Consider the following 20,456-nt stretch of genomic DNA (forward strand, 5'->3'; position numbering starts at 1 on the left):
GGTATTTCCCCCGCTGGGGTCGCGTTTCGCTGCGACATCCCACATCACTCCACAACTACTTACTTGCCGCCCGGCTAGTTCTGTACAGTGATGACGGTAGGGCGCAACTAGCCGGTCGTCAAGTAAGTTGAATTCGGCAGCCCGAACGGCCCCTGGTCGGCATCGACAACGCAGGAGAGCACCATGAGCACATCGCAGGCGCGCAGGGGCAACACCCGTCAGCGCATCCAGGACGTCGCTCTGGAGCTGTTCTCCGAACACGGCTACGACAAGACCTCGCTGCGCGAGATCGCCGAGAAGCTGGATGTCACCAAGGCGGCGCTCTACTACCACTTCAAGACCAAGGAAGACATCATCATCAGCCTGTTCCAGGATCTGGCCAGGCCGATAGACGAGCTGATCGCCTGGGCCGGGACGCAGCCGCGCACCCTGGAGACCAAGCAGGAGCTGATCCGCCGCTACAGCGAGTCGCTGCGCGTCGGCGAGCGGCTTTTCCGCTTCATGCAGGAGAACCAGGCCGCGGTACGCGATCTGAGCATCGGCGAAAGCTTCAAGCAGCGGATGCTGACCCTCTTCGACCTCCTGAAGGAACCGGACGCCGAGCTGGTGGATCAGGTGCGCTGCATCACGGCGCTGTTCTCGATGCACGCGGGCCTGTTCGCCATGCAGAACATGAAGGGCGACCCCGAGGAGAAGCGCAAGGCCATCCTCGAGGTCGCCACAGAACTGGTCACGGCGGCGAACCCGCCGAGCCGCCGGCCAGCCCGGCCGGACTCAGCTCAGACGGAAGCGCCGTGAGCCCGCAGGAATCCGGTCGGCTCGATGCCCGTCCCGTAGTTGGGGCCGGTGCGGACCTCGAAGTGCAGGTGGGGGCCGGACGAGTTGCCGGTGCTGCCGCTCAGGCCGATCTCCTGGTCGGTGCCGACCTGCTGGCCGACGTGGACCTGGATCGATGACAGGTGCGCGTACTGGGTGTACGTACCGTTGCCGTGCTTGATCACAATGGCGTTGCCGTACGCCGGGCCGTCGCCGCCACCGTTGGGGCCGGCCTTGACGACGGTGCCGGTGTGCGCGGACTTCACGGAGGTACCGGACGGCACGACGAAGTCCTGGCCGCTGTGGCTGCTCGCCCACATGTTGCCGGCCAGACCGAAGGTCGAGCCCAGGGTGTACTTGTCGAGCGGCGTCACCCAGCCGTTGGCCTTCTTCGCGGCGGCCTTCCTGGCCTCGGCCTTGGCCTGCTTGGCCTTCGCGGCGGCCTTCTTGGCGTCGGCGACGGCCTTCACCTGCGCGTCGGCCTGCTTGCTGACCGCCGGGCCGACGCCCGAGGCGAGGTTCGACAGGCTGGAGTCGGCGGCATTGGCTATACCGGCGCCGAGCGCGGCGGTAACGCCGAGACCGGCGGCCACAACGGCGACTCGGGTGTGCAGAGCGGAGTTCTTGGAATTACGGATGGCGGCGAACTTCGACATGCGGGTTTGACCTCCAGAAAATGATTGGTTCCCGGCTGCGGACCGGGATCGCCATTCCTTGGTAACCCGCCTTCGCCGTCCCGCCAAGGCCCCTTTCTACTACCCGGGCCCGTATTGGACCCCGGGGAATTGACCCCCTTGCGGCACCCTCGACGACCCACCACCAAACGCCCGAACTAGGACATGTCGAAGCCAGGCAGACGCCTTACATACCCCCGTTGAACTGGTCATTTCCCCATACGTCCCTGGGGTGACCGACGGCCCGCCACGCCCCCTCCGCGCACCCCCCGCTCCCGGCCGCCGGGGACCCCGAATCCCCGCGACACACTTCCCCTATTTCTTTTAGTAGGCCCGGAATCGCGTGTGCGGCATGTCACGAGCACACGAGATCAAATGGCTTTCCACGGGCCTTTTGTGCGTCCACCCCGGACCCAAAGCCCTTGTGACCTGAGTTACTCAAAGCCTTTGTGACGTGAGTTACCCGGCCTTTGTGACCTGAGTTACCCGGGTTTTGTGACCTGGGCTACCCCGGCTTTGTGACGTGAGTTACCCAAAGGCTGGGAAATGTCCGAATTGGGATAAATGGGCGCGCGGCATCCCGCACCTGCCCTCCCCCAAGCTCCTAAGGAGCAGGGGGGACCCCCATCCCGTCCGCTCGCCTAGGCTGAGTGCCTGCCCGCCTTCAACGACCTTGACCTGAAACGCAGTTACGGGGAACGCATGGATCCCACGAGCATCGCCGCCCGCCTTACGCCGCATGTCCTCGATCCGCTGATCCGCACGCTGTTCGTCCACGAACGGCCGGAAGGGCCGGGAGAGCCGGAACGGCCGGGAGAGCCGGGAGAACCAGGAGCCGACCTCTTCGACCGGCCCGTGCGCATCTCCCGCCTGGTCTCCTTCGCCGGCGAGAAGCCCACCCGTACCGAGCGGGACCTGGACCGCCTCGCCGCGGCCCTCGTCGAGCGGGCCCTGGGGGACGAGAGCAACGGTGAGCGGCCCATCGGCGCCGCTGAGGACCAGGACGTCGCCGAGGCGCTCGCCCGTACGCTGCAGGCGCTCGGCGACATCGAGATGGACGATCTCCAGGCCGCCCGGCTGCTACCGGCCGAGTTCGCCCGCCGCCTGGGGGCGACCGTGCCCGGCGTCACCCACCGGCTCACCGCCGACGGCACCCGGCTCTACGCGCTGCTGCTGGACGCCGCGGCGCTGCACATCCTGCACTTCTTCACCCAGCGCTCGGCGTTTGTCGCCCGCACCCTCGTCGAGCAGAGCCGCACGCTGGCCGAGCTGGTCCACGGCCACGGGGCACCCGGTGCCCGGCCGTCATCCCGCTCCGCCGAGGACGCCGCCTTCGAGGAGCGCTTCGCCCACGACACCGCCGTCCTCCACAACCACCTGACGATCTTCGGCATCGACCTCGCCCACTCCCCCGACAGCTGGCCGCTGGACGCCGCCTACCTGGGCCTCCAGTGCGAGCCCGGCCACATCGGCACCGAGGGGGCCGGCGGGGCGCGGCCGGCCCCCGACGGCGCCGCGGGACAGGGGGAGCCGCCGGTCCCCGCCGAGCAGGCGCTGTCCGGCCGCAGCCGGGTCCTGGTACGGGGCGTCGCCGGCTCCGGCAAGACGACGCTGCTGCAGTGGCTGGCCGTCGCCACCACCCGCGACGAGCTGCCCGACGCTCTGGCCGCGCTCCGCGGCCGGGTGCCGTTCCTGCTCCCCGTACGCCGCTTCGCCCGCGACGGCTTCCCCTCCCCCGATTCCTTCCTGACCGCCGTCGGCTACCCCGGCGCCGCGTCCCAGCCGACCGGCTGGACCGACCGCGTCCTCGGCTCGGGCCGCGCCCTGCTGCTGATCGACGGCATCGACGAGGCCCCCGAGAGCGACCGCGAACTGCTCCGCCGCAAGCTCCGCGGCTGGACCGCCCGCTACCCCGGCAACATCTGGGTCGTCACCTCCCGGCCCTCCGCCGTCCGCGACAACTGGCTCGCCGCCGAGGGCTTCACCGAGCTGTCACTGGCGCCGATGAGCCGTGAGGACGTCGCCGCGTTCATCCAGCGCTGGCACCGCGCCGCCGCCCAGCAGAACCCCGCCGACCTCGACCGCCTCGACCACTACGAGCACACCCTGCTCAACGCCGTCCGCATCACCCGCGACCTCGGCCGGCTGGCCACCAATCCGCTGATGTGCGGCCTGCTGTGCGCCCTGCACCGCGACCGCCGCGGCTATCTGCCCAACGGCCGCAAAGAGCTCTATGACGCCGCGCTGTCCATGCTGCTGGAGCGCCGCGACCGGGAGCGGGCGATGGTCCCCACCGACGGCGTCGATCTGCCCCGGCAGCCCAAGATCCAGCTGCTGCAGAAACTCGCCCACTGGATGCTGATCAACGGCCGCTCCGAGATGGACCAGGACGTCGCGATCGACACGCTCGCCGAGCATCTGCCCGCCATCCCGGACGCGGCCCGGCAGGGCGGCCCCAAGGACGTCTACCGGCATCTCCTCAACCGCACCGGCCTGCTGCGCGAGCCCACCCCCGGCACCGTCGACTTCGTGCACCGCACCTTCCAGGACTATCTCTCCGCCCGCGCCACCGTTCAGCGGCACGACTTCGGGCTGCTCCTCGACCACGCCCACCACGACGACTGGGAGGACGTCATCCGGATGGCCGTGGCGCTGGCCCGCCCCGACGAGTGCGCGGCCCTCCTGGACGGCCTGCTCGCCCCGCACCCCGGCGTACGGGCCGCCGAGGCCCGGCACCGCAAGCTGCTCGCGGCCGCCTGCCTGGAACACGCCAGCGAGCTGGACCCCGCGGTCCGCGCCCGCGTCCAGCGCTTCACCCGCGACATGGTGCGCCCCAGCACCCCGTCCGCCGCCCGCACCCTGGGCTGGATCGGGCCGATCGTGCTGGAGATGCTGCCGGACCCGGCGGATGTCTCCGACGACGAGGCCTGCCTCCTCGCCATCACCGCCACCTCCATCGCCGACGACATGGCCATCGACTATCTGACGGGCCTGCGGGACCGCGCGCACCACGACGTACGGGCGCAGCTCGCGGGGGCCTGGCGGCGCTATGACACCGCCCGCTACGCCCGCGAGATCATCGCCCACCTCGAACCGGCCGAACTGTACTTCCCGGTCTCCGACCTGGAGGAACTGCACGCCCTACGCCGCCTCGGCGGCCGGCCCCATCTGCAGATCGCCGGGCCCTTCACCCCCGGCCAGCTGATCGAGGGCATCGCCCCGGCCGATGGCCTGACCCGGCTGTGGCTCGCCTATGACCTGGGCGTCTCCATGGAGTGGCTGTCCGCGTTCCCGAAGCTCGACACCCTCAGGATCGGCAACCGGATTCCCCCGGTGACCGGTGTCCCCGACGGCATCCGCGTCATCCAGCTGTAGTGGACCGGCCGGTGAGCCGGAGCGGCCCCTTGATACGGGGCTTCACACGGATCGATACGGGCCTTCACACGGAACCACCCCGTCACGCAGAACTGCCCCGGAACCGTACGAAACGGTTCCGGGGCAGTGCCGTATGCCTACGCGGCTGGCTAGGCGTCCTTGCTCAGGTTCGGGCCCGAGCCGCCGGCCGCGGACTCGATCGGCGGGGCGTCCGGCAGGGCCGACTTCTCCTCGCCGCGGAAGGTGAACTTGGCGCTCTCACCTTCGCCCTCGACATCGACGACCACGATGTGGCCCGGACGCAGCTCGCTGAAGAGGATCTTCTCCGACAGCGAGTCCTCGATCTCGCGCTGGATCGTCCGGCGCAGCGGACGGGCGCCGAGCACCGGGTCGTACCCGCGCTTGGCCAGCAGCGACTTGGCCTCGCCGCTGAGCTCGATGCCCATGTCGCGGTCCTTGAGCCGCTCGTCCACCTTGGCGATCATGAGGTCGACGATCTGGATGATGTCTTCCTCGGTCAGCTGGTGGAAGACGACGGTGTCGTCGACACGGTTGAGGAACTCGGGGCGGAAGTGCTGCTTGAGCTCTTCGTTGACCTTGTTCTTCATCCGCTCGTAGCTGGACTTGGTGTCGCCCTGGGCCGCGAAGCCGAGGTTGAAGCCCTTGGAGATGTCCCGGGTGCCGAGGTTGGTCGTCATGATGATGACCGTGTTCTTGAAGTCCACGACCCGGCCCTGGGAGTCGGTCAGTCGACCGTCCTCCAGGATCTGCAGCAGCGAGTTGAAGATGTCCGGGTGGGCCTTCTCGACCTCGTCGAAGAGCACGACGGAGAACGGCTTGCGACGCACCTTCTCGGTGAGCTGGCCGCCCTCTTCGTAGCCGACGTAGCCGGGAGGCGAACCGAACAGCCGGGAGACCGTGTGCTTCTCGCTGAACTCCGACATGTCGAGGGAGATCAGCGCGTCCTCGTCGCCGAACAGGAACTCCGCGAGCGTCTTGGACAGCTCGGTCTTACCAACACCGGACGGGCCGGCGAAGATGAACGAGCCACCGGGACGCTTGGGGTCCTTCAGGCCGGCACGGGTACGGCGGATGGCCTGGGAGAGCGCCTTGATGGCGTCCTTCTGGCCGATGACGCGCTTGTGCAGCTCGTCTTCCATCCGCAGCAGCCGGGAGGACTCCTCCTCGGTGAGCTTGAAGACGGGGATGCCGGTGGCCGTCGCCAGGACCTCGGCGATCAGCTCCTCGTCCACCTCGGCGACGACGTCCATGTCGCCGGCCTTCCACTCCTTCTCCCGCTTCGCCTTGGCGGCCAGGAGCTGCTTCTCCTTGTCGCGCAGGCCCGCGGCCATCTCGAAGTCCTGCGAGTCGATCGCGGACTCCTTCTCCCGGCGCACATCGGCGATCTTCTCGTCGAATTCGCGCAGGTCCGGCGGCGCGGTCATGCGGCGGATCCGCATCCGGGAGCCGGCCTCGTCGATCAGGTCGATCGCCTTGTCCGGCAGGAAGCGGTCGGAGATGTAGCGGTCGGCGAGGGTGGCCGCGGCGACCAGGGCGGAGTCCGTGATGGACACGCGGTGGTGCGCCTCGTAGCGGTCCCGCAGGCCCTTGAGGATCTCGATGGTGTGCGGCAGCGACGGCTCCGCGACCTGGATCGGCTGGAAGCGGCGCTCCAGGGCCGCGTCCTTCTCCAGGTGCTTGCGGTACTCGTCGAGCGTGGTGGCACCGATGGTCTGCAGCTCGCCTCGCGCCAGCATGGGCTTGAGGATGCTCGCGGCGTCGATCGCGCCCTCGGCGGCGCCCGCACCCACCAGGGTGTGGAGCTCGTCGATGAACAGGATGATGTCGCCGCGGGTGCGGATCTCCTTGAGGACCTTCTTCAGGCGCTCTTCGAAGTCACCGCGGTAGCGGGAGCCGGCGACCAGGGCACCGAGGTCGAGGGTGTAGAGGTGCTTGTCCTTGAGGGTCTCGGGCACCTCGCCCTTGACGATGGCCTGCGCCAGGCCCTCGACGACCGCCGTCTTGCCGACGCCGGGCTCGCCGATGAGGACCGGGTTGTTCTTGGTGCGGCGGGACAGCACCTGCATGACCCGCTCGATTTCCTTCTCGCGCCCGATGACCGGGTCGAGCTTGGTCTCCCGGGCGGCCTGGGTGAGATTGCGGCCGAACTGGTCCAGGACGAGCGAGGTCGAGGGGGTGCCCTCGGCCGGGCCGCCGGCGGTGGCGGCTTCCTTGCCCTGGTAGCCGGAGAGCAGCTGGATGACCTGCTGCCGCACCCGGTTGAGATCGGCGCCCAGCTTCACGAGGACCTGGGCGGCGACGCCCTCGCCCTCGCGGATCAGGCCGAGCAGGATGTGCTCGGTGCCGATGTAGTTGTGGCCGAGCTGGAGGGCCTCGCGGAGCGACAGCTCCAGGACCTTCTTGGCACGGGGGGTGAAGGGGATGTGCCCGGACGGGGCCTGCTGGCCCTGGCCGATGATCTCCTCCACCTGCTGGCGGACCGCCTCGAGCGAAATCCCGAGGCTCTCCAGGGCCTTAGCGGCGACACCCTCACCCTCGTGGATCAGGCCCAGGAGGATGTGCTCGGTGCCGATGTAGTTGTGGTTGAGCATCCGGGCTTCTTCCTGAGCCAGGACGACAACCCGCCGCGCACGGTCGGTGAACCTCTCGAACATCGTTAATCGCTCCTCAGAGCGGTCAGAAAGATCGGGGACGATCCCCTCCCTGTCCTTCCGCATGCTAGTCCCGCAGGGCGGGACAGCTCATTCCAACTGCCGACACCCGTCCGGATCACCCCCGCGCTGGCGGGGAAAGTTACTGCCGAACAGCTGACATCTGCTCCAACTCGATGGTGCGAGACGATGTTCCCGCAGGCCAGGCATATACGCCCTCCGCTACTACGCCGATGGCGAACGCGGGCCGTGCCGACACGCCCGTCCACCGCCCGCCGTCAGTACGAGCGGCGCGCATTACGCGCGGTCACACCGTTTTTTCCCACTGAGACTGTCTTACCCGCTGCCACTGACACTCCATGCGGCGCGGGGCCCTTCCATCCGCTACGGGCGAACATCCACACGCCACCGAATGCACTGTCACGCCCCCTCTTTGAGCACCCTGGGTATTCACCAATCAACCCAGCGTAACTTCACGGGTGTGTGGGAGTTGCACCGGGCATGGCCCGCGCCCTTCCGCGACCCCGTACGCCTCTTGCCGCCGTCCGCAGGTGGTACGAGGACGAGCTGGGCTGGCCGACCACCGGCACGGAGCCGGTGGAACTGCTCACGGGGCTGCGTTTCGACGTCCTGGAGATGCCGGCCGACGCGGGAAGTGCCGTACTGCGGCGCATTCCGTACACCGGTCCGGTGGCGCTGCTGCGAGCCGGACGCGACGGGAAACGCACGGTTCATCGGCCGAAATTGCTCATGCTCATCGCGGCCGGCGGCGCCGAGGAACTTCCCGGAATCCTGGAATGGCTGGAGTGGGGTGCGCTGGCACCGGATCTCACCGCGCGGGGAACCGGAGACCGGATGCCCGCACCGTCGTTCCCCACTACGGCGCCGCCATCAAGCGGGCCGTCGGCATACCTGCCGTCATCCTGCGGATTCGGCTCGCGGGAGGCCGCCGGATGGTTGCGGCCTCCCGAGCCCGGCCGCGAGATGGCGAATTCCCTGCCCGCCCCACAGCTCATGGCCGCCGGGGCGGGAAACGGGGACGGTGGGGGCGCCCCCGATCTCGTGCGACTCGTGAGCACGGCAGCAACGGAATGCCACCGCGCCCGGCTGCTGCGTGCTCGTAATGCCCAATCGGATCGCGCGTGCGGCGATCAGCCGTTGGCCTTCTCAAATGCCTCGCGAATGTCGGCGGGGACGCGGCCGCGGTCGTTGACGTTGTAGCCGTTTTCCTTGGCCCATGCGCGGATCTTCGCGGTGTCCTGGCTGCCGCCGGACGCCGCACGCACCTTGCCGCGGGCACCGGAACGGCCACCGGTCTTCCGGCCGGCCTTCACGAACTCGCCGAGAGACTCGCGCAGCTTCTGCGCGTTGCCGTCGGAGAGGTCGATCTCGTAGGACTTGCCGTCAAGCGCGAACGTCACGGTCTCGTTGGCCTCGCCGCCGTCGAGGTCGTCGACAAGAAGAACCTGAACCTTCTGTGCCACCGGGAATCCCTTTCATCGAATGCGGATTACAACAGAAAGCAAACCGCTTTTCCGGGAAAAACACAAACCCTTGGGTAGGGTTCAGTTGCCCACCGGCCGGGGAACACTTGCTTCCGTACCCATGAGATAGGGGAGCGATTCGGACATAGAACGCTGATCACAGGTGCAGAAGCATGCGACTGTTACCCAGGGTGTTGGGCTTCACTCGTTCGAGACCGAGGAACTCGGCAACGCCCTCGTCATAGGAACGCAGGAGCTCGCTGTAGACATCACCGTCTACCGGAGTCTCGCCGATCTCCACGAAGCCGTGCTTGACGAAGAAGTCGACTTCGAAGGTGAGACAGAAAATGCGCCGTACTCCGAGCCAGCGCGCGGTACGCAGCAGCTTGTCCAGGACTTGGTGGCCGACTCCCGACCCCTTCAGTTGCGGATCCACCGCGAGAGTGCGCACCTCTGCGAGGTCTTCCCACATCACGTGGAGTGCCCCGCAGCCGACCACCTCGGCGTCTTCGTCGCGCTCGGCCACCCAGAACTCCTGGATGTCCTCGTAAAGCGTGACGGTGGCTTTGTCGAGCAGGATCCCGTCGCGTGAGTAGGCGTCGATGAGGCGGCGTACGGCCGGTACATCGCTGGTCCTGGCACGGCGGACGGTGAGGCCTTTTGAATGCGGAGGCATGTCCGGACGCTATCGCCCCTTGCCCCTGGCGCCCGCCCCGGGTTCTTCCCCTTCGGCGGATGCGGCTTCCGGTTCCGCTTCCGGTGCGGGTTCCCGTTCACCGACTTCCGCGGGATCGTCCGCTTCCGGCGGTTCATCGACTTGAACCATCCGTACGGCATCCCGCAGAGCTTGTCGTTGTTCCGGCGACATCATGCCGAAGAAGGCCACAAGAGCGGCGGCGGGGTTGTCACTGGTGGACCATGCTTCGTTCATCAGTGCGGCCGAGTAGGCGGCGCGAGTGGAGACCGCCTCATATCGATAGGCGCGGCCTTCTGCTTCACGGCGCACCCAGCCCTTCTGATGCAGGTTGTCCAATACGGTCATCACCGTCGTGTAGGCGATCGACCGTTCCTTCTGCAGATCTTCCAGGACTTCTCGAACGGTGACCGGGCGGTTCCACTCCCAGACCCGCGTCATCACCGCGTCTTCCAGATCACCCAAGGCTCTCGGCACACTAAGAACAATAGTGGGAGATGTCGCGAATGCCGGTTGATCTCGTTGCGTTTACGCCGGAAAAAGGATGTACGACCCGAGATGGGCAATCCCGGGTCGTACGGTGCGCACATGCCGCATGAATAGGCTGCGGGCGATGAGCCGATCAGACTCGGCGTGCGGTGGGTTCCTGGCGGACCGAGTCGGCGCGGCCGAGTGCGGCATCCACGGCGGCGTCTTCCTTGGTTTTGTTCTCGCCGCCCTGGCTCTTGACGATCGTCACGATCAGGGCGATGAAGGCCACGGCCATCACTACGGGCGGAAGCAGCGCTGCGATGTAATCCATGGGCGTGGGGCCTCCTTAAAGGGCGTGAGCCTCCGAGAGTACGCAGTCAGGGTACGCAGCGCTCAGGCGGTGCGGCTCTCGGGGGGCGGGGCGGGTTTGCGGCGGGGTGGGAACACCTCGCCGGGTGTGGGGATCGGGCGGTCCGGCCGCGGGCCCTTCGGCTGGGGCTCCCGCGTGGGCCGCGGCTCCGGTTGCGGCTCCGGCTCTCCCTCCCGCTCACGCTCCGGTTCACGCGCCGAGCGGCCGCCGGGCAGCGCGCGCAGCCGTGTGCGCTGCGAGCGCTCGGCGAGCTGCTCGCAGCGGCGGAGCAGTGCGGCACGGCGGGCCCTCTCGGGCACCCTGGTGCTCCGCGCGCCCAGGTCGCGCAGGGCGGCGAGGTCGGCGGGGCCGGGGACGTAGCCGGCCCTCAGGGCCTCCCGGAGCTGTACGAGGTAGCCGGCGGCCGAGCCGGGCAGGGCGTCGCGGTAGCGGGCGAGGTCGGCGTGCAGGAAGGCGCGCAGCCGGCCGCCTTCGCGGACCGCCTCGTCCACCGCCTCGGCCAGCCGGAGGTAGTCCTGGATGTCGTCCGACCCGTCCGGGCCGAGGGTGCCCAGCGGGGCGGGGTGGGACGTCGACTGCAAGGCATGGGCGAGGGCGCGACGGAGGACACGCAACTCTTCAGCGCCGAACGCCATGCCGCCGCGGGATCCGTATGGCATAGGCATGCCGCGACTTTACGACCAATTCAGACAAAAGCCGCTTAATTGGTGTGTGGTGGCGCGTGACGTGTGGTGGCGCGGTCAAAAGCCGCACCACCGCACGCGTACGGCACTCACGACCGGGCGATATTCCGCTCGTAGACCAGCCGCAGCCCGATGAGCGTCAGCCAGGGCTCATGCTCGTCGATCACCGAGGACTCGCCCAGCACCATCGGGGCCAGCCCGCCGGTGGCGATCACGGTCACGTCGTCCGGGTCCTCGGCCAGCTCCCGCGCCATCCGCTGCACCACGCCGTCGACCTGGCCCGCGAAGCCGTAGAGGATGCCGGACTGCATCGCCTCGACGGTGTTCTTGCCGATGACGCTGCGCGGCCGGGCCAGCTCGATCTTGCGGAGCTGGGCGCCCTTGACGCCCAGCGCCTCCACCGAGATCTCGATGCCCGGCGCGATCACGCCGCCGACGTACTCGCCGCGCGCGCTGACCGCGTCGAAGGTGGTGGCCGTACCGAAGTCGACGACCACCGCGGGCCCGCCGTACAGCTCGACCGCCGCCAGGGCGTTGATGATCCGGTCGGCGCCGACCTCCTTCGGGTTGTCCATGAGGATCGGCACGCCCGTCTTGACGCCCGGCTCCACCAGGACCGCGGGGACGTCCCCGTAGTAGCGGCGGGTGACCTCGCGCAGCTCGTGCAGGACGGAGGGGACGGTGGAGCAGATGGCGATGCCCTCGATGCCGTCGCCCAGCTCCTCGCCGAGCAGCGGGTGCATCCCCATCAGGCCCTGGAGGAGGACGGCCAGCTCGTCCGCGGTGCGGCGGGCGTCGGTGGAGATCCGCCAGTGCTCGACGATCTCCTCGCCGTCGAAGAGGCCGAGGACGGTGTGGGTGTTGCCTACGTCGATGGTCAGCAGCATGGCGGTCAGCGGCCCTCGTGCCCGTCGTCGTCGGTGGCCGGCACCGCGCGGTCCTCGTCCTCAGCCTCGTCCTCGCGCAGGTCGAGGCCGATGTCGAGGATCGGGGAGGAGTGCGTGAGCGCACCCACGGCCAGGTAGTCCACGCCGGTCTCGGCGTACGCGCGGGCGTTGGCGAGGGTGAGGCGGCCGGAGGACTCCAGCATCGCGCGGCCCGCGACCAGGTCCACGGCCTCCCGGGTCTGCTCCGGCGTGAAGTTGTCCAGCAGGATCAGATCGGCGCCCTCGGCGAGGATCGGCGGGATCTGGTCGAGCCGGTCCACCTCCACCTCGATCGCCACCCCGGGGAACCCGTCCCGTACGGCCGTGAACGCCGCGGCGACGCCACCCGCCGCGACGACATGGTTGTCCTTGATCAGCGCCGCGTCGGACAGCGACATCCGGTGGTTGACGCCGCCGCCGCAGCGCACCGCGAACTTCTCCAGGGAGCGCAGCCCCGGAGTGGTCTTGCGGGTGTCCCGGACCCTGGCCTTGGTGCCCTCAAGGGTGTCGGCCCACTCCCGGGTCGCCGTCGCGATGCCCGACAGCCGGCACAGGATGTTCAGCGCGCTGCGCTCGGCGGTGAGCAGATCGCGGGTGCGGGTGGTGACGGACAGCAGTTTCTGGCCGGCGACGATCCGGTCGCCGTCCTCGACGTGCCGTTCCACCGCGAACTCGTCGGTGCACACGATGGACAGCACCGCCTCGGCGATCCGCAGCCCGGCGACCGTACCGGCCTCGCGGGCCGTGAAGTCGCCGGTCGCCACCGCGTCTTCGGGGATGGTCGCCACGGTCGTGACGTCCACGCCCTGGTCGAGGTCCTCCTCGACGGCGAGGTGCGCGATGTCCTCGACCTGGACGGGGTCGAGCCCGGCGGCCACCAGGAGCGCGGCCAGATCGGGGTCCAGGCCGCAGGTCAGCGGGTCCAGCTCGTACGTCGCGTCATCGGCGCCGCAGCCACAGGCGTCGCCGCAGCCGCCGCCACTGGGGGCGTTCGAGGGCCCGCCGATCTGGAGGAGGGGGAGGTCGTCGGAGGTGCTGCTCACGGGGTCGGCTCCGTATCGGGGTAGAGGGCGGGAAAGTCGGCGGAGTCCGTGGCTCTGTGGACCAGAGAGTGCGCCGGACGGTGGGTGATCAGGGTGTGGCGCTGCCAGACCGGGTCGTCCCGGTCGGGGTGGTCCTCGCGCCAGTGGCAGCCACGGGTCTCCGCACGCCGGCGGGCGCTGGAGACCAGGACCCTTGCGACCAGCAGGAGGTTCGTGGCCTCCCATGCTTCCACGCCGGGCTCGGCGGCCTTGCCCTCATCGGACTCGGCGCGGGCCCGGGCGGTCATCCGGATCAGCGCTGCGGACGCCTCCGACAGGCTCGCGTCGGAGCGCAGCACGCCGGCGCCCGCGGTCATGATCCGCTGGATCTCGAACCGGGCCTCCGGCGCGAGCAGCGGTACGGGCGGCCCCTCGGGCAGCCGGGGTTCCCCAGGCCGCCGTACGGGCCCCGCGGCGATGTCCGCGGCGATCCGCTCCGCGAACACCAGGCCCTCCAAGAGGGAGTTGGAGGCGAGCCGGTTGGCGCCGTGGACACCGGTGCAGGCGACCTCGCCGCAGGCGTAGAGGCCGGGCACGGTCGTCCGGCCGTGCAGGTCGGTGCGTACGCCGCCGGAGGCGTAGTGCGCGGCCGGGGCGACCGGTATGGGCTCGGTGACCGGGTCGATGCCGTGGGCGCGGCAGGCGGCGAGGATGGTCGGGAAGCGGTTTTCCCACATCTGGGCGCCGAAGTGCCGGGCGTCCAAGTACATGTGCTCGGTGCCCTGTTCGTGCGCGCGGCGCATGATCGCCTTGGCGACGATGTCGCGCGGGGCGAGCTCGGCGAGTTCATGCTGCCCGGCCATGAAGCGGATGCCGTCGGCGTCGACGAGATGGGCGCCCTCGCCCCGTACCGCTTCGGAGATCAGCGGCTGCTGGCCCTCCGCGTCCGGCCCCAAATACAGGACGGTGGGGTGGAATTGGACGAATTCCAGGTCGGAGATCTCGGCGCCGGCGCGCAGCGCGAGGGCCACCCCGTCGCCGGTGGAGACGGCCGGGTTGGTGGTCGCGGAGAAGACCTGCCCCATGCCGCCGGTGGCCAGGACGACCGCCGGGGCGTGTACCGCACCGACGCCGTCGTGCTGGCCCTCCCCCATCACATGCAGGGTGACGCCGGACGTACGGCCCTCGGTGTCGGTGAGGAGGTCGAGGACGAGCGCGTGCTCGATGGTGCGCAGTCCCGCGGCGCGGACCGCCTCGACGAGCGCGCGGGTGATCTCGGCCCCGGTGGCGTCGCCGCCGGCGTGCGCGATGCGGCTGCGGTGGTGGCCGCCCTCACGGGTGAGCGCTATCCGGTCGGTGCCGGGTGCGGTGTCGAAGCGGGCGCCGCTGCCGATCAGCCGGTGGACGGCGGCCGGGCCTTCGGTGACGAGGGCCCGTACGGCCGCCTCGTCGCACAGTCCGGCGCCCGCGACGAGGGTGTCTTCCAGGTGCTGCTCGGGGGTGTCGCCGTCGCCGAGGGCCGCCGCGATGCCGCCCTGCGCCCACCGGGTGGAGCCGTCGTCGAGGCGGGCCTTGGTGACGACGACGGTCCTGCGGCCGGCGGCGGCGCAGCGCAGGGCGGCGGTCAGGCCGGCCACCCCGGAGCCCACGACGACGACATCCGCATCGATGGACCAGCCGGGGGCGGGGGCGGTCAGGCGTATGCCGGTGGTGCCGGGGTCGGCACCTGGTCCAGTGGCGGTCATCGGGTCGCTCCGAGGGGGCCTTGGGGGTCGGTGTGGGTGGCGGGGGTGGCTGCGCTCCCGTGGGGCGCCGTCGTCCCGGGGGCGGCTTGGCGGCCGAAGGTGAGGCGGATGTTGTCGATGAGGCGGGTGGTGCCGACCTTGGCAGCGACCGCGAGGACCGCCTCGCCCTCGTACCCGTCCGGGATCTCGGTGAAGTCGGACGGGTCGACCAGGGCCAGGTAGTCGAGTTCGAGCGGCGGGTCGAGGCGGGTGGCGTCGTCGAGGACCGCGTGGGCCGCGGAGCGCGCCGCGGACGGGCCGTGCGGCAGCGCGGCGGCGGCATAGGCGACGGCGTGCGCGTCGGCGGCGGCCCGGTCCTCGCCGAGGGCGGCCAGCGCCGCGGAACGGCGCTGCGCGGCCTGCCCGCTGGAAGCGGCGCGGGCGCGCAGCGCTTCCTCGGCGGTGAGCCGGTCGCGGGCCGCGAAGAGCGCCGCGGACAGCGCGAGCGCGGTGCGCCGCTCGGCGGCGGAGAGGTAGCGGTTACGGCTGGAGAGGGCCAGTCCGTCGTCCTCGCGGACCGTGGGGACGCCGACGATCTCGACGGGGAAGTTGAGGTCGGCGGCCATCCGGGTGATGACGGCGAGCTGCTGGGCGTCCTTCTGCCCGAAGAACGCGACGTCCGGCGCGGTGAGGTGCAGCAGCTTGGCGACGACGGTCAGCACGCCGTCGAAGTGCCCGGGGCGGCTGGCGCCTTCCAGGAGGGTGCCCATGGGGCCCGCGGCGATCCCGATCTGCGGCCGGCCGCCCGGGTAGACCTCGTCGACGGACGGCGCGAAGACGACGTCCGCGCCCGCCTCGCCGGCCAGCACGACATCGGCGTCCAGGGTGCGCGGGTAGCGGTCGAGGTCCTCGGCGGGGCCGAACTGGAGCGGATTGACGAAGACGGTGACCACGACCTGGCCCTGTCGCCCGGCCCGGGCACGGGCCGCGCGGATCAAGGTGGCGTGGCCCTCGTGCAGCGCGCCCATGGTCATGACGACCGCACGCCGGCCGCTGCGGTGCGGCAGGTCACGCAGGGCGGCGGCGGTGTGCACGAGCCGGATGGGTGGGGGCGGGGACGTGGGCGGCGGCGATCCCGGGGCCGGGTGGGCGTGCGGGGGCGGGGTGGTCATCGGTCGCCTCCCTGGGGGCCCGAGTCGGGGGTGTCGTCCGGGGTCTGGGGGGTTTCGGGGTCGGGGGCGCGGGTGTCGGGCGCATCCTGTCCGCCGTCGTCACGCGTCCCGTCAGGAGCCTCGTCAGGAGTCCCGTCAGGCGCGTCAGGAGTCCCCTCAGAGGCTTCTGGTGCATCGAGCACCTCGGGCGCCGCGGACACATCGGACGCATTGGGCACATGGGCGAGGACACCCAGCAGATCCTCGGCCAGTTCCGGCTTGAGCAGGCCATGGGCCAGCGCCCGGTCCGCGGTCGTACGGGCCATGGCGAGATATCCGGCGACGCTCTGCGGAGCGTGCTTGCGCAGCTCCGCGATATGGGCGGCGACGGTGCCCGCGTCGCCGCGCGCGACCGGGCCGGTCAGGGCGGCGTCGCCGGACCGCAGCGCATTGTCCAGGGCCGCGCCGAGCAGCGGGCCGAGCATCCGGTCCGGAGCCCCGACACCGGCCTCGCGCAGCAGCTCCATCGACTGGGCGACCAGCGTGACCAGGTGGTTCGCGCCGATGGCGAGGGCCGCGTGATAGAGCGGACGGGCCGCTTCCGCGATCCACTCGGGCTCCCCGCCCATCTCGATGACCAGCGCCTCGGCGGCCATCCGCAGTTCGTCGGGCGCGGTCACACCGAACGAGCAGCCCGCCAGCCGCTGGACGTCCACCTGGGTGCCGGTGAACGTCATGGCCGGGTGCAGCGCGAGCGGCAGGGCGCCGGCGCGGGTGGCCGGGTCCAGCACCGCGGTCCCGAAGCGCCCGGAGGTGTGCACCAGCAGCTGGCCGGGCCGCACGGCGCCGGTCTCCGCGAGGCCGCTCACCAGGCCGGCGAGGGCGTCGTCGGGGACGGTCAGCAAGACGAGATCGGCGCGCACGAGGACCTCGGCGGGGGAGACCAGCGGGACGTCGGGCAGCAGCGCGGCGGCCCGGCGTACGGAGGCGTCGGAGACTCCGGAGACGGCAACCGGGCGGTGCCCCGCGAGCTGCAGCGACGCAGCGAGGGCAGGCCCGACACGACCTGCGCCGACGACTCCGACAGTGAGCCGGGCGGGGCGGTCCTGGGCCTCGATGGGTGGGTTTGCGTTCACGCGGCGATGGCCTTCCGTTCCAGTCCGCGGGGGGTACCGGACGATTCATCGCCATGCTACGCGAGTGTTTCCGGCGGACTTCTGCGCTGTACGGAGGGTGAGACGGGCCTCTCCCGGGCGTGCGTATCCCTCCTCTTCCGCCCTTTTCCCGCCCACTTCCGAGAGTTATCCACAGGGCTGGCGGGTCCGCGCGGAGGTGAGCCATGATCGATGTGTCGGCGCGGGCGGAAGTAACGGTGGGGGCCTTGGACGAGAGCGGGCAGACGCAGGAGCAGGGGCGCGGTAAGGGCGACAGCGAGCTGAACGGGGGAAGCATGGGAAGCGGAGGAAGCGGGGACGGCGGGGGAAACGAGGGTGCGGCGGATCCGGGCGGCGCCCCCGTCGACCGGGCGCGGCTGCTCGCCGCGTGGCACGGCTCGAAGCGGATGCTGACGGGCGGCCCGTCGGGCGAGACGGTCCGCGAGCGGCTGAGCCGGCTGGTGGCCGACGCCCCTGGCGCCTACGACCTGGACAGCTGGCTGGATATGTACGGCAACGAGGACGGCGTAGTCGGCGAGCTGGAGCGCCGGACCGCCGATGTCCTGGGCACCGAGGCCGCCGCCTTCTTCCCGACCGGCACGATGGCGCAGCAGGTGGCACTGCGCTGCTGGGCGGGGCGTACGGGCAACGCGACGGTCGCCGGGCACCCGATGTCGCACCTGGAAGTCCATGAGCGCGATGCGTACGCGGTGGTCAGCGGGCTGCGCATGGTTCATCCGACGACCGAACCACGACTGCCGACCGCAGCGGAGATACACGGCCTTCAGGAGCCCTTCGGCACCCTCGCCCTTGAACTGCCCCTGCGTGACGCCGGTTTCGTCCTCCCGGAGTGGGACGATCTGACGGCCGTCGTGGAGGCGGCGCGGGACCACGACGCGATGGTGCATTTCGACGGGGCGCGGATATGGGAGTGCGGCCCGCACTTCGGCCGTTCGCTCCCGGAGATAGCCGCCCTCGCGGACAGCGTGTACGTCTCCTACTACAAGTCGCTGGACGGGATAGCGGGCGCCGCGCTGGCGGGCACCGAGGACTTCGTCGAGGAGGCGCGGGCCTGGCGGCACCGGTATGGCGGGCAGCTGTTCCAGCAGTGGCCGATGGCGCTGGCCGCGCTCGCCGGGCTGGACCGCGAGCTGCCACGGCTACCGGAGTACGTGGCGCACGCGAAGGTCGTCGCACAGGCGATACGGGACGGCCTGGCCGAGGCCGGGGTGCCGTGGTTCAGGGTGTACCCGGAGGTGCCGCACACCCACGAGTTCCAGTTGTGGCTGCCCTACCCGGCCGAGGTACTGAACGAGGCCGGAGTGCGCCAGGCGGAGGAGACACGGACGACGCTGTTCCGCAAATGGTTCGAGGAAGGCCCCCTCGGACTGTCGACGACAGAGGTGTCGGTCGGCTCATCCGCGATGCACTGGACGGCCGAGGACATACGGACCGCACTGGGGGACTTCTTGGGGCGGGTTGCGGGGTGACGTCGTAGCGGCCCCGCCAGCGGCGCCCCGCCCCACAGGACGGGGAGAGGGGCGCCGCGGCGCGTGATGGGGCGGCCAGGAGGTGACCTTGACCGGCGCTGAGCACCAGTTCAGGCCCTGGCCCTTGATGGAGATCGATTTCGCGCGTTGGTTTGGTCCATTACCAGCCAGGGCCAACCAAGTATGACAACGGTGCTCTGGCAGGAGGGCCCGCGCGGCCCCGCGCTGGTCTTCCCAGCCGCCAACTGGTCGCCCTTCGTCGCCGCTGTCAAGGGCGGGGACCTCCCCTCCTGAGCACAACTGGCGCCCCCGCCCTACCCCTTGACCCCATACGGCCAGATGTGGTGCCGTCTTGCCACAGCCTTGAGTGAGAGGCCGGACACTTCAACTCCCCCTGTTCAGACGGGGGTTGAATCCCCCCTGACCACGGGGGTTCTTCATTGGGGGAACACATGCGCTCTACCGCTTCCCGTGCCGTGAAAGCGGCGCTGGCCACCGCCGTAGCCGCGTCGGCTCTGGTGATTCCGGCGTCCGGCTCCGCGGCCGCCGCGCCCTCTTCGAACGGCGTGACCGCTCAGCGGGCCGGTGCCGAGAACGTCGGTGTCAGCAACGTCGATGCCAGCAGCGCCGACGTCAGCAGCATCGACGCGACGTGCCGGAGCCACAGCCGGAACTACATCGTGCGTACGTACTACCGGGGGCCCGGCAAGTACACCCTCCGCTGCGGAACCAAGACGTGGGGATGGAAGCACATCAAGCTGCGTCACGGCTGGAACAGCACGATGGACCGTAAGATCCGCGCCGCTATCTGGTCGGGCCAGCCCAATGGCCGTGGCGGCTACTCCACCTACACCCAGACGTGCCCGTCGTATGAGAAGTTCCGCACCATCATCGGCACGCCCGCGGGAACCAACGACCTCCTCACCGCGTACAACGTGACCACGGCACGCGGCGCCGCCAAGTGCTAGACGTCGAGTGCTAGACGTCGAGTGCTAGAACGGGGGTTCACGAACCCGTTCTCCAGCTCATGAGGAGAAGAAACAGGTGGTGTCCATGTCGGAACGGACTCCGGCCGAGCGTGCGTTGGCGCGCTCATACACCACAGGTGACGGGGAGGTCAGATTCGCCATCGCTGACCTCTCCGTCGGCCATCACCCGGACCGCAGCGTGACGTTGACCTACCAGCTCACCGTGGAGCGCAGAGGCCGGCAAGACGAGCGCTGGGTGTTCACTCTGCTCTGGGACGACAAGTCCTTTGCGGACGTTTTCACTTCCGCCGCGCCCGACCCTGAACGGCTCCGGCAACTCGTTCACCTGGTCCGCGCTCTGCTGGAAGAGTGGTGGGACACCAAGGGCTACAACCGGCGGTCGGCGAAGATGGGGCGCCGAATTTCCTGAGCCTCACAGCTGAGCCTCACGGCTGACGCCCGGGTTCTATCGGCACCGGGCGTTCGCCTCCTGGACGCGGCCCAAGGCCGCCGTCATCCGGCGTACAGCGCGCCCCATGCGCCCCGTAAGTCGGTCGGACGGCGCCGTGACGACGGCCCGGAAGCGTCGCCACTCACGGATCTCCCGGGCGGTCGTGACGGTGCCGGTGCCCGGCAGGATGGGGGCTGCTTCGCCGTGTTGGGCGGCGCGGTAGGCGTCGATCATGTGCTGCTGGGATGCGTTCATGGCAGTCAGCCTGCGGCGTTCCCACCGCTCGTGGCCCGTCGATTGACGAGAGCAGTCAATCGATGTCGTCGCAGGT

The 20,456-nt window shown here is 69.9% G+C and carries 20 protein-coding genes; 7 read left to right on the forward strand and 13 right to left on the reverse strand.

The genetic code is table 11. The annotated features are described in order from the left end of the window. Positions 1–183 precede the first annotated feature (183 nt). Complete coding sequence (locus AB0I10_RS16825; protein ID WP_363153209.1) at positions 184–798, forward strand: TetR/AcrR family transcriptional regulator; 615 nt, start codon at positions 184–186, stop codon at positions 796–798. Here the strand turns inward: AB0I10_RS16825 and AB0I10_RS16830 are convergent. After that, positions 780–1,472, reverse strand: coding sequence for a M23 family metallopeptidase (locus tag AB0I10_RS16830; protein ID WP_363153210.1), 693 nt, complete (start codon positions 1,470–1,472; stop codon positions 780–782). The genes AB0I10_RS16825 and AB0I10_RS16830 overlap by 19 nt on opposite strands. 720 nt (positions 1,473–2,192) lie before the next feature. On the opposite strand from AB0I10_RS16830, the gene AB0I10_RS16835 reads away from it, so the two are divergent. Continuing rightward, on the forward strand, positions 2,193–4,865 hold the full coding sequence (locus AB0I10_RS16835; RefSeq protein WP_363153211.1) for an NACHT domain-containing protein: 2,673 nt from the start codon (positions 2,193–2,195) through the stop codon (positions 4,863–4,865). Positions 4,866–5,014: 149 nt separating this feature from the next. On the opposite strand, the gene AB0I10_RS16840 is transcribed toward AB0I10_RS16835, so the two are convergent. Then, positions 5,015–7,540, reverse strand: a complete 2,526-nt coding sequence (locus AB0I10_RS16840) for an ATP-dependent Clp protease ATP-binding subunit (protein ID WP_363153212.1) — start codon at positions 7,538–7,540, stop codon at positions 5,015–5,017. Positions 7,541–8,038: 498 nt separating this feature from the next. Between AB0I10_RS16840 and AB0I10_RS16845 the strand changes: the two genes are divergently transcribed. Next, positions 8,039–8,758, forward strand: coding sequence for an SCO3374 family protein (locus AB0I10_RS16845; protein ID WP_363153213.1), 720 nt, complete (start codon positions 8,039–8,041; stop codon positions 8,756–8,758). Here the strand turns inward: AB0I10_RS16845 and AB0I10_RS16850 are convergent. The 10 genes from AB0I10_RS16850 to AB0I10_RS16895 all read right to left on the reverse strand — a co-directional run bounded on the left by AB0I10_RS16850 (position 8,689) and on the right by AB0I10_RS16895 (position 17,198). After that, the gene (locus AB0I10_RS16850) at positions 8,689–9,021 is read right to left on the reverse strand and encodes an Lsr2 family protein (RefSeq protein WP_363153214.1); all 333 of its coding nucleotides are present in this window, start codon (positions 9,019–9,021) and stop codon (positions 8,689–8,691) included. The genes AB0I10_RS16845 and AB0I10_RS16850 overlap by 70 nt on opposite strands. Before the next feature lie 157 nt (positions 9,022–9,178). Further along, on the reverse strand, positions 9,179–9,697 hold the full coding sequence (locus AB0I10_RS16855) for an amino-acid N-acetyltransferase (RefSeq protein WP_363153215.1): 519 nt from the start codon (positions 9,695–9,697) through the stop codon (positions 9,179–9,181). A 9-nt stretch (positions 9,698–9,706) separates the two neighbouring features. Beyond that, positions 9,707–10,192, reverse strand: a complete 486-nt coding sequence (locus AB0I10_RS16860) for a BlaI/MecI/CopY family transcriptional regulator (RefSeq protein ID WP_363153216.1) — start codon at positions 10,190–10,192, stop codon at positions 9,707–9,709. A gap of 145 nt (positions 10,193–10,337) precedes the next feature. Then, positions 10,338–10,517, reverse strand: coding sequence for a hypothetical protein (locus AB0I10_RS16865; RefSeq protein WP_363153217.1), 180 nt, complete (start codon positions 10,515–10,517; stop codon positions 10,338–10,340). Between the two features lie 62 nt (positions 10,518–10,579). Continuing rightward, complete coding sequence (locus AB0I10_RS16870; RefSeq protein ID WP_363153218.1) at positions 10,580–11,221, reverse strand: hypothetical protein; 642 nt, start codon at positions 11,219–11,221, stop codon at positions 10,580–10,582. 107 nt (positions 11,222–11,328) lie between these two features. Next, entirely contained in the window at positions 11,329–12,126 is a 798-nt protein-coding gene (locus tag AB0I10_RS16875; protein ID WP_363153219.1) for a type III pantothenate kinase, read from the reverse strand. A 5-nt stretch (positions 12,127–12,131) separates the two neighbouring features. After that, positions 12,132–13,208, reverse strand: coding sequence for a carboxylating nicotinate-nucleotide diphosphorylase (gene nadC / locus AB0I10_RS16880; protein WP_363153220.1), 1,077 nt, complete (start codon positions 13,206–13,208; stop codon positions 12,132–12,134). Continuing rightward, positions 13,205–14,932 (reverse strand): L-aspartate oxidase, encoded by a 1,728-nt coding sequence (locus tag AB0I10_RS16885; protein ID WP_363153221.1) that lies wholly within the window; start codon positions 14,930–14,932, stop codon positions 13,205–13,207. The genes nadC and AB0I10_RS16885 overlap by 4 nt, the downstream gene beginning before the upstream one ends. Continuing rightward, on the reverse strand, positions 14,929–16,083 hold the full coding sequence (panC, locus tag AB0I10_RS16890; protein WP_363153222.1) for a pantoate--beta-alanine ligase: 1,155 nt from the start codon (positions 16,081–16,083) through the stop codon (positions 14,929–14,931). Before panC ends, AB0I10_RS16885 begins: the two co-directional genes overlap by 4 nt. Beyond that, complete coding sequence (locus AB0I10_RS16895) at positions 16,080–17,198, reverse strand: DUF2520 domain-containing protein (protein WP_363153223.1); 1,119 nt, start codon at positions 17,196–17,198, stop codon at positions 16,080–16,082. The genes panC and AB0I10_RS16895 overlap by 4 nt, the downstream gene beginning before the upstream one ends. A gap of 203 nt (positions 17,199–17,401) precedes the next feature. On the opposite strand from AB0I10_RS16895, the gene AB0I10_RS16900 reads away from it, so the two are divergent. The 4 genes from AB0I10_RS16900 (at position 17,402) to AB0I10_RS16915 (ending at position 20,104) form a co-directional block, all read left to right on the forward strand. Continuing rightward, the gene (locus AB0I10_RS16900; RefSeq protein WP_363153224.1) at positions 17,402–18,706 is read left to right on the forward strand and encodes a beta-eliminating lyase-related protein; all 1,305 of its coding nucleotides are present in this window, start codon (positions 17,402–17,404) and stop codon (positions 18,704–18,706) included. 183 nt (positions 18,707–18,889) lie between these two features. Next, positions 18,890–19,000, forward strand: coding sequence for a DUF397 domain-containing protein (locus tag AB0I10_RS16905; protein ID WP_363153225.1), 111 nt, complete (start codon positions 18,890–18,892; stop codon positions 18,998–19,000). Positions 19,001–19,158: 158 nt separating this feature from the next. Next, positions 19,159–19,674 carry a hypothetical protein gene (locus tag AB0I10_RS16910; protein ID WP_363153226.1) on the forward strand — a complete coding sequence of 172 codons (516 nt, stop codon included), beginning with the start codon at positions 19,159–19,161 and terminating at the stop codon, positions 19,672–19,674. Between the two features lie 85 nt (positions 19,675–19,759). After that, entirely contained in the window at positions 19,760–20,104 is a 345-nt protein-coding gene (locus AB0I10_RS16915; protein ID WP_363153227.1) for a hypothetical protein, read from the forward strand. Between the two features lie 36 nt (positions 20,105–20,140). Here the strand turns inward: AB0I10_RS16915 and AB0I10_RS16920 are convergent, their stop codons facing one another. Continuing rightward, positions 20,141–20,380 carry a hypothetical protein gene (locus AB0I10_RS16920; protein WP_363153228.1) on the reverse strand — a complete coding sequence of 80 codons (240 nt, stop codon included), beginning with the start codon at positions 20,378–20,380 and terminating at the stop codon, positions 20,141–20,143. Positions 20,381–20,456 lie beyond the last annotated feature (76 nt).

The sequence above is a fragment of the Streptomyces sp. NPDC050636 genome (assembly GCF_040654775.1).
In the GTDB taxonomy this organism is placed as follows: domain Bacteria; phylum Actinomycetota; class Actinomycetes; order Streptomycetales; family Streptomycetaceae; genus Streptomyces.

Bases quoted from the DNA above. Each gene is read 5' to 3' on its own strand.
- AB0I10_RS16825 (WP_363153209.1), top strand. From the start codon at position 184: ATGAGCACATCGCAGGCGCGCAGGGGCAACACCCGTCAGCGCATCCAG.
- AB0I10_RS16830 (WP_363153210.1), bottom strand. From the start codon at position 1,472: ATGTCGAAGTTCGCCGCCATCCGTAATTCCAAGAACTCCGCTCTGCAC.
- AB0I10_RS16835 (WP_363153211.1), top strand. From the start codon at position 2,193: ATGGATCCCACGAGCATCGCCGCCCGCCTTACGCCGCATGTCCTCGAT.
- AB0I10_RS16840 (WP_363153212.1), bottom strand. From the start codon at position 7,540: ATGTTCGAGAGGTTCACCGACCGTGCGCGGCGGGTTGTCGTCCTGGCT.
- AB0I10_RS16845 (WP_363153213.1), top strand. From the start codon at position 8,039: ATGGCCCGCGCCCTTCCGCGACCCCGTACGCCTCTTGCCGCCGTCCGC.
- AB0I10_RS16855 (WP_363153215.1), bottom strand. From the start codon at position 9,697: ATGCCTCCGCATTCAAAAGGCCTCACCGTCCGCCGTGCCAGGACCAGC.
- AB0I10_RS16865 (WP_363153217.1), bottom strand. From the start codon at position 10,517: ATGGATTACATCGCAGCGCTGCTTCCGCCCGTAGTGATGGCCGTGGCC.
- AB0I10_RS16870 (WP_363153218.1), bottom strand. From the start codon at position 11,221: ATGCCTATGCCATACGGATCCCGCGGCGGCATGGCGTTCGGCGCTGAA.
- AB0I10_RS16875 (WP_363153219.1), bottom strand. From the start codon at position 12,126: ATGCTGCTGACCATCGACGTAGGCAACACCCACACCGTCCTCGGCCTC.
- AB0I10_RS16885 (WP_363153221.1), bottom strand. From the start codon at position 14,932: ATGACCGCCACTGGACCAGGTGCCGACCCCGGCACCACCGGCATACGC.
- panC (WP_363153222.1), bottom strand. From the start codon at position 16,083: ATGACCACCCCGCCCCCGCACGCCCACCCGGCCCCGGGATCGCCGCCG.
- AB0I10_RS16900 (WP_363153224.1), top strand. From the start codon at position 17,402: ATGATCGATGTGTCGGCGCGGGCGGAAGTAACGGTGGGGGCCTTGGAC.
- AB0I10_RS16905 (WP_363153225.1), top strand. From the start codon at position 18,890: ATGACAACGGTGCTCTGGCAGGAGGGCCCGCGCGGCCCCGCGCTGGTC.
- AB0I10_RS16910 (WP_363153226.1), top strand. From the start codon at position 19,159: ATGCGCTCTACCGCTTCCCGTGCCGTGAAAGCGGCGCTGGCCACCGCC.
- AB0I10_RS16915 (WP_363153227.1), top strand. From the start codon at position 19,760: ATGTCGGAACGGACTCCGGCCGAGCGTGCGTTGGCGCGCTCATACACC.
- AB0I10_RS16920 (WP_363153228.1), bottom strand. From the start codon at position 20,380: ATGAACGCATCCCAGCAGCACATGATCGACGCCTACCGCGCCGCCCAA.